The sequence below is a fragment of the Chitinophaga caseinilytica genome, from assembly GCF_038396765.1.
In the GTDB taxonomy this organism is placed as follows: domain Bacteria; phylum Bacteroidota; class Bacteroidia; order Chitinophagales; family Chitinophagaceae; genus Chitinophaga; species Chitinophaga caseinilytica.
This window is the reverse complement of sequence record NZ_CP150096.1, coordinates 1,360,956-1,372,958: the sequence shown is the minus strand read 5'-3', so window position 1 is coordinate 1,372,958 and position 12,003 is coordinate 1,360,956. Positions and strand designations below refer to the sequence as shown.

Genomic DNA, 12,003 nt, shown 5'->3' with positions numbered 1-12,003 from the left:
AACTTGCAATAGTTTAAAATGATGAAGAATCAGCCCCAACAGGCTGTTTACGTTTTAGACCTTCCCCTCCCGACCTGCCACAGTACGGAGGGGTTTTTCGTTAATGGCGCAGGCACGGCTGCCTCGTCATGATCCGATTCATGTGTGTGATTTTGGTTACCGATCTATTTTTAGCTTTCTGTCTTTTCTGTTAACGGACGATACTGCTGTTTGTTTCCATACAGCCTTCTCCGCTGATGACGATCCCTTTCTCGGAATGGGTATAGGTGGTGTTGCCGACCGTGCATAAAACGAACAGCACCTGGTCGAGCGTTTCCGTGCCCTCGAAGGTGGCCCTGATCCTGCAGTTGCGCAACGATTCGCTGGCGAACTCGATTTTTACCTGGTATTGCCCGGCAATCTGCTCCGCGATGTCGCCGAAAGGCACGGAATTGAAATCCATCCCCTTCTTCAGCCAGGTCACGCTTTCTTCCGCTTTCACGCGGCGCGTTTCCGCCACGGCGGCCGAGTTTTCATATATGATCTGCTGGTCTTGCTGCAAAATGCCCAGCAGCTTGTTGCTGTCGTGTTCTTCGATCTTCACCTTCCCGCTGTTGACCGTCACCGTCACATGCTCCTGGCCGGGATAGGCCTTGATAGTGAATGCGGTCCCCAATACGGTAGTCACCAGTTTGCCAGACCGGATGCGGAAAGGCTTCCCGGGCTGTTCGCGGACGTCAAAATACCCTTCGCCGGTAAGCGTCACTTCCCGCTCGTTGCCGTTGAACGCCACAGGATATAAGAGGGTGCTGCCCTCCCGCAATACCACGGTACTGCTGTCGGGCAGCTGGATGAAACGTTTGCTGTCGGGCTTCGCCGGCGCTTCCGCCAGCATGGGGCCCGGAACGGATGTGCCTGCCGATGGACGGCTCATCCACAAAAAGCACCGATCCCGGCCAGCGGGATCACCACTGCCGCCACTTTCCACCAGCTGCGCCAGCCATTGCCGCCTAAAAGCCGCTCCCGGCGCCGCTGCATGTCACGAAAATCCTGCATCAATTCGCGCGTCAGCACTTCGTCTGCCTCCCAGCCCGCGTCTGTCGCGTCCGGATGACGAAAACTTTCGTACCATGCCTCCAATGCCTTCAGCTCCTCCGGCGAACAAGTGCCGGCCTCGTATTTTTCCAGTAATTGCCTGATGTCTGTCACGCTCATATTTGTGATTTGATGCGTCGGTTACCGTATAGGACAATCAATAAAACATCAACCGTTACGTGCTTTAAAAAAATATTTTTCCGGGGTTTCACTTTGTATTTGCCGCTTATTTTTACTTACATTTAACTTGCGATAAAACAGCCAGAATCTATTCCACACTCTCTTCAACATACCGACTCCATATTGCTGGACCGCTGGAAGAACGGCGACCAGTCTGCGTTTGAGGCGCTGTATGAAAGGTATGCCGTCATGTTGCTGAAAAAAGCATATGAAAAAACGGGCGACCGCGAAACCGCGCGGGAATTTGTGCAGGAAGTGTTCCTCGAACTGCTGGAAAGGAAAGACCGGCTAGAAATCCACACTTCTTTCAAAGCGTATATTTTCACCGCGCTTCGCAACCGCGTCCTGAATTTCATCCACCGCCAATCCATCCACCACAAATACGAGATCTTCCAGGAAACGCGGCCGGCACCGCCTTCCAACGACGTGGAATCCTATCTTTCCCACAAAGAACTGACCCTCCAGCTGTCGGACGCCATCCAGCAACTGCCGGAAAAATGCAGGCAGGTTTTCCTCCTCAGCCGGGGAGAAGAGCTCAGTAACAAGGAGATCGCCGAACGCTCGGGCATCTCCGTCAATACAGTGGAACAACACATGCGCAAGGCTTTGCGCATGCTGAGGAGCGGTCTCCAGCGTACTATTTTGCTGGTCGGGGTGTTGCTTTTTCAGTGGTAAGCCCTTCGTTTTCTTTTAGCGCCAACAAGTAAATCAGCACTGCCGTACCATCCATCGTAGGTTCGTTGGTACTGTAATCGCCGTAGTCGTCGTGATACACCACCAGCGGGCTCTGGAAAGCCGCATACTCGTCTGCTTCCGCGAGCCGTATCCCGATGAGGCTTCCGTAGATCGATCCGTATACCGGCCCATCCACCAAACCGCCGTCTATCGGGTAATTCCCGATGTGTGTGAACGCGGAATGCGGATCCACGGGCGTATCCCCATGCGCGGGCAACCCGTACACCATACTCGTTCCCCATGGGTTACAACCCAGCAACCAGTCTACATTCGCCTGCGCCAGTTCCGCGAAACGCTTGTCTGCCGTGAGATTGCCGTACCAGTAACACTGGATGGCGAAGGCGGCGGTAAGGTTGTTGCTGCACCAGATGAAAGGCACGCCGCGGTAAAACGCGTTGTCTTTCGCCTTCGCCCAAACCTTTTCGATCCCGTCAGCATAATACCCCGTCAGTTCGCGCCGGGCCGCGCCGGAGCTGCGTTTGGCCAGTTCGTAATGGCCGGGGTTGATGAAAGGGTACCATTGATAATGGCTCGCCGTGTCCTTTCCAAGCCAGGGCGTCACGGGCTCCTGCGCCGCATACGCCCTTCCTTCCCGGAAATACTTCGCGTCGCGGGTAACGCCATACAATTCCGCGGCGGCCAGTTCCATATCATCCGTCCAGTTGTCTTCCGCGTAGATGTAGGGAGACATCACCGAAGCCGTCTGCTGCACACCGGGCTTCTCCAGGCCCAGCTTGTAGGCGCTGTGCGCCCTTTCCAGGAGGCGCTCCGCGTACGCCGCGTCTTTCCTTTGCAGCAGTGAATGCCCCAGTGCAAAGGCGCTCGCGAATTTGCCCGCGGTAGACGCCACGCCGGTACTATGGTTCATCTTTTTGTATTTCACGCCCTGCACCTGCGGCTCGCCGGAACAGAAGTACACCGGCCGCTCGAAACCACGCCCGTAAAAGGAATCCAGCTTCGGCAGCCGCATCCCGCGGTGATCGCGGTCGTCGGCGATCTGGTTGAAAAGCCAATCGCGCTGCGGATGCATTTTCAGCAACCAATCGAGCCCCCAGCGCGCTTCGTCGAGCACATCGGGCGCGCCGTTGGCACCGGGCAGCCCCGTGGCGGCGTGGTCGTCCCCGAAAACCCTGGGGAAGTCGCGCCAGGCGGCCAGCAGATGATAAACCGTATTGGCGGAAGTAGTGGAATACTGGAGGTAATCGCTGGCATCGTGCCAGCCGCCGATGGCATTGATCCGCGTACTGTCGGGCATGGGGCCGTATAGCGTGTAGCCGTCTTCGGTATGGCAGGAATCTTTGAGAAATGGGTTGAACCCGCAGCGTTGCTGGCGGAGGTAGCGCAGGCAAAAATCGGCCGCGCCTTTGTAGACATCGGGCCCGATGCGGAAGTTGGGGGACCTGGCGGAAGGGGTTTCGATGTAATACGTTCCGGGAGTGCGGAAGGCGGAGAAGTTCAGGCGGTACGATTGGCCGAAGGGGCCGTACGCACCGAACGCCTTACCGGCCGTGGCGGTAAAAACGGCTTTCCCGCTGGAGGAGTCTATCAACCGGAAAGCATCAACCGTCATCCCCGCAGGCCCGCCCCACACGGCCACTTTCACCCCGCCGGGCAAATATCCCACCTGGTTGATCCGCACCACGGGCGGCACGGCGTGCATAGAAAAAGCGGATGGCGCCGGGATGTCTCCGCTGCGCGATCCGCTCGCTATAAATACTTGTGGAATAATTAAAAGTGAAAGGAGAATCTGCTTCATAACACCGGCGGTATTTGTCTAAATATAGACAATCCTGCCGGCTTCCGCCGTTACGCCGCAGGCTGCAATACGCGGCTGGAAGCCAGGTATTTGCGGTCTGGACTGTAAATGAACAGACAGGTACCGTTCCGGATGCTGCCGATGATCTTTTTATGCACATTCACCGGCACCGCGGGGCAACCGAGGCTTCTGCCGATGTAACCCTGCGCTTTTCCCAGTTTGTCGTTCACATAATCGGCCGCGTGCATCACGATCCCACGTTCCATCGCCTTATCGTTGATGCCGAGCTCCGTCCCTTCCAGGCGCAGCGAATACCCGTGCTGGCCCTGGTACGTGTCGCCCGTTACATAGAAACCGAGGCTGCTCTTGAAGCTCTCCGGACGGTTGGAAAATGAAGTAGCCATGGCTTTACCGGAATTCCGGCCGTGAGACACGAGCGTATTGAACAACACTTTCCCCTCCTCCAGGTCGATCACGAACAATCGCTTGCTGGTAGACGGTAAACTGAAATCGATGATGGAAATGATATTGTCTTTCTGGATTTTCCCTTCCGAAACGAGTTTGTGATACCCCGTCATCGCCCGCTCGAACGCCTGGCGCGACAATCCCGCGGTTTCAAGTCCCAATGAATCGTACATCATGGCGGCGCTGGCCGCAGCATGTAATTTGACCGGCTTCAACACCCCTGCGTTCTTTTTTCCGATGGAAGAAACATTCAAAGTCAGTAGGGAAGTAAGGACTACAAATGGAAGTATGAATATCTTTTTGCTTAAACGTTTTTTCATCCGCCTCATAATTAATGTCTTTCACAAATGTTTTGTCAAAAATGGTTTTTCAAAGTCGAATAGTGACAAAGATACGAAATATTCATCATCCGTATTGTTGTTAAGATCATTGAATTGTTGAAAAATGGTCAAAAATCACGTATTGAAAATCAATTCTTTGTGAATGTCAAAAATTCCGCACTGGACGGATTATCGTCTGTCAGCTTGATTTGCGTACCGGAAACGGAGATGATTTTCCAGTCGTCCGTAAGCTCGCCCAGTGGCTTATTGGCGTCTGACTTGGCGCCGAAATCCACGTTGAACCTGGAACTGCCGCTCATAGACCAGCTCCCGGCCTTGCTCACGCCGCCTTTTACGGCCAGTGCCTGTCCGTTGGCGGAAAAAGTGAAGGTATAGCCGGCAAAATCCCCCGTTTCATCCGAGCCCCGTTCCGAGAACGTGCTCACCCGCCAGCTGCCGGAAGTCACCGCGCCGGGGGAGTTATCATTATTGTCGTTAGACGAACAGCCGTGTAATACACTGACCCACAGTAGCAGTAAGCAAATTTTTCGCATAAAAACCGGTTTTCGATTGAGTACGTAAAATGCCCCCTCCGGGTTGCCATTAATGTCGTTTCATCGGAAAATGTATGTAAGTAATTACGAAAAATAAGTAGTTAACCGGATACGCGGCGTTTTCAGATCGCTTTACTTTGCTGATAAGAATAATGCGACTCCCATGCTTACTTTACAAACCCCAGTCCCCGACATCCGGGACATCGCGCAAATGCTCGAACAACTGTTGAAAAAACAGGCCTACAAAGAACGCTTCGCCATCAAACGTGGTCAAACCATCATTTCCGTACCGGTGCAGGACATCGCGTATTTCTTTTCCCGCGACAAGATCAGTTATATAAAAACGCACGACGGGAAGGAATATTATCTGTCGATGTCGTTGGGCGAGATCGAAAAGTGCGTATCGCCCGACATGTTTTTCCGCGCCACGCGCCAGCTCATCGTCAGCTACCCGGCTATTTCGCGGATCAATGTATGGTGGAACGGCAAGCTGAAGCTGGATATCCGGCCGGAGCACCCCACTACGGAGATCATCATCAGCCGCGAGAAAGTAGCCGGTTTCAAGGCCTGGCTCGGCGAGTAGCGCCCGGAAAAAACATGGGATGGCGATCCGGAAACCACCATCCCAACATACATTTGCCGCGCATCGCCTATTGGGCATGCAGCATTTTCAGGGCTTCCTGGAAAACGACATCGCGCCCTTCCAGCACATCTCGTACCGTGGGCAGCACGGTTACATCGGCCGGCACGCCGCCGGGCCCCGCTTCCGCCCCGTGCATGTAATATCCCATCAGTGGCACGGCCAGCGTGAGTTTGGAATGCGGCAGCGTCACGATCGCGAAACCTCCGCTGGTATTGCCGGTGCGGCCGCCACCGCTTTCGTCGCCGACGGTTTTTATACCCATCGCGCGGGCCGCGGCCGCAAATTCCCCGGTCACGGAGAAGCTGCCGCCATTCTGCAGGATGCACACCTTTCCGCTAAAAACGTTTTCCGCCGCAGGCTGCTTTTCGCCCAGGCCTTCGCTGGCGGTAAAATGATATTCGTCGCCCACTTTTTGAATGAACTGTTTCAGGTCCTCCATCCCCGGGGGGAAAGTGGCGTATTGCGCAAAGGAATACGGCCCGATGCCGGCCACCGTCAGCTTTTGATAATAATGGAACGGCTGCTTGGCGAGGTACGACAGTAATTGCACGCCCATCCGGTCGGCGCCGCCTTCATTATCGCGCACATCGATGATGAGCCGGTCTGCGCCTTTGGATTTGATTTCTGCGAACGCGGCCGGTACGATGCCCGGCATTTCATGGAAACCGCTGATACGGAGAAAAGCCGTCTTCTCCTCGGGCCAGCTGAGCCGGAACGCGGGCGTGTCGGGCACGGGGAGCGGCGGTAGTTGCGCAACGGTGATCCCTTCCAGTTTGCGGGTCACGCGTTTGCCCATCACTTCCTTGTATTGTATTTCGAATTCGCTACGCGGACCGAAGAAAGTGGCATAATACCCGGCGAAGAACTTTTCCAGCTCCCGGAATTTCGCGCTTTGGCCGCCGGCGTCGGACAGCACGATGTCTGATAATTTCTTGATGATGGAAGACAGCGGCTGCCCGTTGATTTTCAGGACTTCCGCACCGGCTTCGATCCCGCCGCCCGTCACGAACGCGCGGCCATCGCGGATGTATAACCGGAGGGGGAATAGCCCCGTTTGATGGAATGCGTACCAGTCGTCGGGCCGGTTTTGGCGATGGAGTTTCGTATGTCCGTCTTTGATATTGGCCAGGATCGGGAATAAAAACCTGAAAAACTCCAGTTCCGTCATGCCTTTTCGAATACCGGCGGCGCCTTTGCCGAGGAGTGCGTCCATTTCGGTGCGGGAGGTGTAGCGATAAAGGCCGGCGTGGGCTTCGCGGAGGGCGCTACTGAAAACCTGGTAATCTTCCGCCAGTTGAACGGGGGTGAACACGGGCGCGGGGGTAACGTTTTTGAGGCTGTCCTGCGTTGCGGGAAGCGCCCTGGCAACGGTGGCCGCCATGAGGCCGGCGGCGAGCATCCAAATTCTACGCATTTTCTTTTTTTGAGCAAAACTAGCTACCACGGCGCGTTCCGTCGACCGCGCCCATCGGCTCATACCTCATTTCCATCCAATCTTTTTGCCACGCGGAAGGTGTGGTCCCCGTCATCTTGCGGAAAGCGGCATTGAAAGTGGCCTTGTTCTGGAACCCGCATTCCATGGCGATGCCCAGGATGCTGAGGTGGTGATTTCGCGGATCGGCCAGCATGCGCTTCACCGCCTCCACCCGGTAACCGTTCACGAAATCGAAATAGCTGCCGCCGGAATGTGCATTGATGACCTGTGAAAGATGGTGGCGCTTCACGCCGAGCAGATCCGCCAGCGCCGTATGCGTCAACTCCGGATCGAGGTAGGGACGGTTTTCCTGCATAAACCGGCGAAGGTTTTCGAACAGCAAAACGGGTTCGGCGAGGCCGGATTTGCGGTATTTCTTCGCTTCCGATTTTTCTTCTTCCGTAAACAGTTCAGGCATGTGCTGGCATTTCCAGGTGAGCCAGTACACCAGCACCACGATGGCGGCGTAATTATAATGGTAGAAATGCGTGATGCCGGGCAGGTCCCACTTCCGGCCGAAGAACCCCAGCGCGGAGATCCCCAATATTACCAGCAGGCTCGTCAGGAACAATTGCAGCCAGCGGAGCCGCAGGGCTTGCTGGGGCGGAGCATCTGCCGGCAACGTGCGCTTCCAGCTTATCATCCGGTAAACCGCCGCCAACAGGTACACGGAGATCATGCATAAATTCACCTGGTTCATCCACCCAAAATCCAGCTTCGACAATCCCTCAAAATCCATCAATTGTTGCCGCTTCGCATCCGCAGATTGAAAAAACCAGGGACTGAGCACACCCAATGCCACCAGGAAAGGAATACCATGCCATGCATCCCGGAGGTAAAACCGCGGCCCGTCGCCGGTCATTTTGCGGGTGAGCAGGTACACCAGCGGACCGAAAAGACTGAGGTTCAACCACGAAACCCGGCTCAGGTGCGGGAAGGCGAGGAAGAAAGCGCGATGGTCGAACGCATTGAGGAGCGCCTGGAAAGACACCAGCATCATCAGTGCCAGCAGCAGCAGGAAAGGCGCGGAGCGCCGCCGGCGAACGAGCAGGAGCACCACGGCTACGGCGGTATTGATCAATCCAGCGACTACGAAGTACCGGAAAAGCAGGGAAGTATCTACGGTTTGCATGGGGTAATTCGGTAAAAATGATCAAATGAATTCGTCCTAAAGACGCGCATGGATGCGGGAAGTTGCATGCAGTACGGGGAATTTTGAGAACAAAACGATGCAGGATTATTAAAATCGCGGAATTCTTTACATCTTTGCATCAGCAAATTAAAAAACGCATATCATGTACCGCAATTTTCAACATATCGTTCTTCAGGCGTCAGCGCACCGCGCGGCGGCGGGGGAACCTATTGCGGAGCAGGTAATGCTTGGATAACACGATAATACGAGTCCAATATAACTAAGGCCCCGCAAGCAATTGCGGGGCTTTTTCAATTTTACGACCAATGCTATACATAAGGATTAGACATATACAGTTACTACCAATTGGGGACGATTCTTCGTCCGCACGACAAACGTAGTTTGGCAGCCGTGAAACGGCGGTTGCCAAACCCTCCGGCCCGGTCGTGCAGCATGCGCGGCCGGGCTTTTTTTATGGTGCCTGTAGTTTAGTGGCAAAACGTCCGGTTGTGGTCCGGAAAACGAGGGTTCTATCCCCCTGGCACCCGATTTATCCCTATGCCTTGTGAATGGGCATTCATCCGGTTAACCCCGAATTTTTTCGCCCGAAAGCGGCCTTCATCCGGTTGACCCATTTTTTAGATTCACCAGTCGTCTAGCGGCAGGACGTCCGGTTTTGGTCCGGAAAGCGAGGGTTCAAATCCCCCTGGCGATCATGTTAGCCCGTACCTGTGAAGCACCCGATGCAAATCGGTTTTCATCCGGTTAACCCAATTCGCAAAGCGCCGTTCGCGGAAGCCAGAATGCTTCCCTGGCGTAAGTGCCCCCGTTAGACCGGTACCTGTGAAAGGCTGCCGGAAACCGGCCTTCATCCGGTTAACCCAATGCGCGAGCTGCCTGTGGAAGATCAGCCCTTCCCGGCGCGAGCGCCCTGTTAACCCGGTCGCAGTGTTAACCCTGTACCTGTGGATGCACCGGTGTACACCGGCTTTCATCCGGTTAACCCAATGCGCGAAACGCCGTTCGCGGAAGCCCAAACGCTCCCCCGGCACTGGCGCCCTGTTAGCCCTGTACCTCAGCTGGTACCCGGTGCGCCTGCGCACACGGGGCCGCTGTGTTTTCAGACGGCCGTAAACAAACCGGCCCGGCATAAAATACCAGGCCGTTTGCTTTCCTTACTTGAGGAATCGCTTATTCCACGTTTACAGTTATGGACTGATCGTTGTTCGGTAGCGTCAGCGTTTTCACCGCGCATTTCACCACCGGGTTGGCAACACCCTGCGGATCGAAGCGCGACACCGGCTGTACCGCCACCCATTCTCCCGCGACTAAATTCCGCTCCGTGCCATTCACTTTCGCCGTGCTGTTCCCGAACCCATGCAACACGAGCTGTATCTGCCGGAAGTGAGACGGGACACCGTTTTGCGGCTGCTCCAGCACCAAGTTCCCTTCAGCCGGCTCATATCTTATCACCCGCCGGAAGCTCGCACCTTTTTCATACGCGAACGTTTCACCATCGTCTTCGTAATACTCGAAACGATGGCTGCGCGCACCTTTGTAAACATGCAGGAACAGCGTGTCCGTAGGCTTTTCAGCCGTCGACTGCACGAGCGACTGCATCGGAATGATGCTGCTTTCGCGGATGTACACGGGCAGGGTGTGCATGCCCAGTGTCAACATTTTTTCGCCGGGCGTTTCCTTCGCGTCGTTGTATAAATTGTACCAGGCGCCGCCGGGAAGGTATACCGGCGCGTAGGTTTGCTTGCTGTCGAACGGTGCTACCAGGATACCATCGCCGAGGAGGAACTGGTTCTGGAAGCGGGGATCGTAGACGAGGGGGTCGTGCGTGTAGCCGATGGCGAGGGTGCGCATGATCGGCATGCCGGTGGCGCTGGCTTCGTGGAAGCCGGAATAAAGGTACGGCAGGAGGCGGTAGCGCAGGTTGATGTAGTTCCGCGCGATTTCCAGGACTTCCTCCCCGAATGCCCAGGGCTCGGCGGATTTGGTGTTGATGCCAGTGTGACTGCGGCAATACGGTAAAAATGCGCCCAGCTGGATCCAGCGGGCGTACAGGGCGGGAGATCCGTTCCCCGTGAACCCACCGATGTCCATCCCGGAAAACGCCACGCCGCTCAGGCCCAGACTGTTCATCAGCCGCACGCCCAGCAGCATGTGATCGTCCTCCGCGCGATTGTCGCCCGTCCAGATGGCGGTGTAGCGTTGCAAGCCGGCGTAACCGGCGCGGGTCAGGATGAAAGGCCGGCGTCCCTGCATGGCAGCGCGTGCGCCTTCATAGCTCGCACGCACCATGGCCGATCCGTATACATTATGCGCTTCGCGATGGGTGGCCGTTCTTCCCTCGAAATCGAACAGCACATTGTCGGGCATGTTCTGCCCCCATGTGGCGATCTCGTTCATATCGTTCCAAAGCCCATCCACGCCCGCATCCACATATCCTTTCACCTGATCTTTCCACCAGCTGCGGCCTTTGGCCCCTGTGAAATCGGGGAAGTGGCACCAGCCGGGCCACACCTGGCCGGTGTAATACTGTCCATCGGAATATTTGATGAAAATGTCCGCCTTTTTCCCGCTTTCGTAAGCGTGATAATTGGCTTCGGTTTTGATACCGGGGTCAACGATCACCGTGGTGCGGAATCCCATTTTCCGCAGGCGGGCGTTCATGCCTGCGGGGTCGGGGAAGCGCTGTTTGTTCCAGGTGAAGAGCTTGTAGGCGTCCATGTAGTGGATGTCGAGCGTGATGCCGTCTGCCGGTATCTGTTTTTCCCGCAGCGTTTGTGCGATCCGCATCACTTCGGCTTCCGGATAATAACTGTATCTGTTCTGCTGATACCCGAGGCTCCACATCGGCGGCATCGGCATGCGGCCGGTTAGCCAGGTGTAAGCCGCAATAATGCCCGCCACTTCGGGGTGATGGATGAAATAGTAATTCATTTCCCCGCTGTTCGCGGAAAACGACGCGAAACGGTTGTTGCTGGCGCCGAAGTTGAAATTCGTCCGGAAGCTGTTATCGAAAAACAGGCCGTAGCTTTTGCCGTGATGGACGCCGATATAAAACGGGATCGTGGCGTAGATGGGGTCCTGGTTGACGGTGTACCCGAACGCATCGGTGTTCCAGTTGGTGTAGGAGCTACCACGGCGGTCGAGGTTGCCGGTTTTTTCTCCCAGCCCCAGGAACCGCTCGCCGTCCTGCATGGTTTTATAGGCCGTCACTTCTTCGCCGATCCAGGAGGTGCCGAGCCCCGGTTCATCGGCCTGCAGCACTTCGCCGCTCTTCGTGAGAAAGCTGACGGAGAAAGGCTTTTTGCCGATGCGCGCCACAAGCGAATCCGTTTCCAGCCTGATCTCGTTTTCATTCTGGGTGATGACTGGCGCGAATTTTTCCGGTGTGGCCACCACCGCGTAGGAAAAATCCTTCCCCAGTTCCTGCCGGTCCATCCGCACGCGCACCACGTTGTGCGACCAGGCGGTAATTTCCGCTTTGGCATGTGCGGTGGTGATGCGGATGGTTTGGCCGTTGATGTTCACGCCGGTCACATTCCCGGGCGTCACTACCTGCTGTGCCGCTGTGGTGGCGGTGATGAGAAGGCACAGGCTCAACATTCTACCGATCATATATTGCTGATTTTTTTGCAAAAAGAATCCAGCAGAG

At 55.7% G+C, this 12,003-nt stretch carries 10 protein-coding genes and 2 tRNA genes; 4 read left to right on the top strand and 8 right to left on the bottom strand.

The features are described from left to right. Positions 1-190: 190 nt before the first annotated feature. Together WJU22_RS05940 and WJU22_RS05935 are read right to left on the bottom strand one after the other, a co-directional pair. Positions 191-913: a FecR family protein gene (locus tag WJU22_RS05940; protein WP_341842339.1), complete on the bottom strand. Its 723-nt coding sequence runs from the start codon at positions 911-913 to the stop codon at positions 191-193. Further along, on the bottom strand, positions 910-1,194 hold the full coding sequence (locus tag WJU22_RS05935; RefSeq protein ID WP_341842338.1) for a hypothetical protein: 285 nt from the start codon (positions 1,192-1,194) through the stop codon (positions 910-912). The genes WJU22_RS05940 and WJU22_RS05935 overlap by 4 nt, the downstream gene beginning before the upstream one ends. A gap of 183 nt (positions 1,195-1,377) precedes the next feature. On the opposite strand from WJU22_RS05935, the gene WJU22_RS05930 reads away from it, so the two are divergent. Next, positions 1,378-1,929 carry an RNA polymerase sigma-70 factor gene (locus WJU22_RS05930; protein WP_341842337.1) on the top strand — a complete coding sequence of 184 codons (552 nt, stop codon included), beginning with the start codon at positions 1,378-1,380 and terminating at the stop codon, positions 1,927-1,929. Here WJU22_RS05930 and WJU22_RS05925 read toward each other — a convergent pair. The 3 genes from WJU22_RS05925 to WJU22_RS05915 form a co-directional block, all read right to left on the bottom strand. Further along, the gene (locus tag WJU22_RS05925; protein ID WP_341842336.1) at positions 1,892-3,745 is read right to left on the bottom strand and encodes a glycoside hydrolase family 9 protein; all 1,854 of its coding nucleotides are present in this window, start codon (positions 3,743-3,745) and stop codon (positions 1,892-1,894) included. The genes WJU22_RS05930 and WJU22_RS05925 overlap by 38 nt on opposite strands. Positions 3,746-3,795: 50 nt before the next feature. Then, entirely contained in the window at positions 3,796-4,428 is a 633-nt protein-coding gene (locus WJU22_RS05920; protein WP_341842335.1) for a murein L,D-transpeptidase catalytic domain family protein, read from the bottom strand. Positions 4,429-4,679: 251 nt separating this feature from the next. Then, entirely contained in the window at positions 4,680-5,084 is a 405-nt protein-coding gene (locus WJU22_RS05915; protein ID WP_341842334.1) for a hypothetical protein, read from the bottom strand. A 163-nt stretch (positions 5,085-5,247) separates the two neighbouring features. Between WJU22_RS05915 and WJU22_RS05910 the strand changes: the two genes are divergently transcribed. After that, a complete protein-coding gene (locus tag WJU22_RS05910) occupies positions 5,248-5,667 on the top strand; it encodes a LytTR family DNA-binding domain-containing protein (protein ID WP_341842333.1) in 420 nt (139 codons plus the stop codon). A 67-nt stretch (positions 5,668-5,734) separates the two neighbouring features. Here the strand turns inward: WJU22_RS05910 and WJU22_RS05905 are convergent, their stop codons facing one another. Together WJU22_RS05905 and WJU22_RS05900 are read right to left on the bottom strand one after the other, a co-directional pair. After that, entirely contained in the window at positions 5,735-7,141 is a 1,407-nt protein-coding gene (locus tag WJU22_RS05905) for a S41 family peptidase (RefSeq protein ID WP_341842332.1), read from the bottom strand. Between the two features lie 19 nt (positions 7,142-7,160). Then, on the bottom strand, positions 7,161-8,333 hold the full coding sequence (locus WJU22_RS05900; protein WP_341842331.1) for a helix-turn-helix domain-containing protein: 1,173 nt from the start codon (positions 8,331-8,333) through the stop codon (positions 7,161-7,163). 476 nt (positions 8,334-8,809) lie between these two features. Between WJU22_RS05900 and WJU22_RS05895 the strand changes: the two genes are divergently transcribed. Beyond that, positions 8,810-8,880, top strand: a tRNA-His gene (locus tag WJU22_RS05895). Positions 8,881-8,977: 97 nt separating this feature from the next. Continuing rightward, positions 8,978-9,047: transfer RNA gene (locus tag WJU22_RS05890), tRNA-Gln, on the top strand. A 477-nt stretch (positions 9,048-9,524) separates the two neighbouring features. On the opposite strand, the gene WJU22_RS05885 is transcribed toward WJU22_RS05890, so the two are convergent. Beyond that, positions 9,525-11,966 carry a TIM-barrel domain-containing protein gene (locus WJU22_RS05885; protein WP_341842330.1) on the bottom strand — a complete coding sequence of 814 codons (2,442 nt, stop codon included), beginning with the start codon at positions 11,964-11,966 and terminating at the stop codon, positions 9,525-9,527. Between the last annotated feature and the right edge of the window lie 37 nt (positions 11,967-12,003).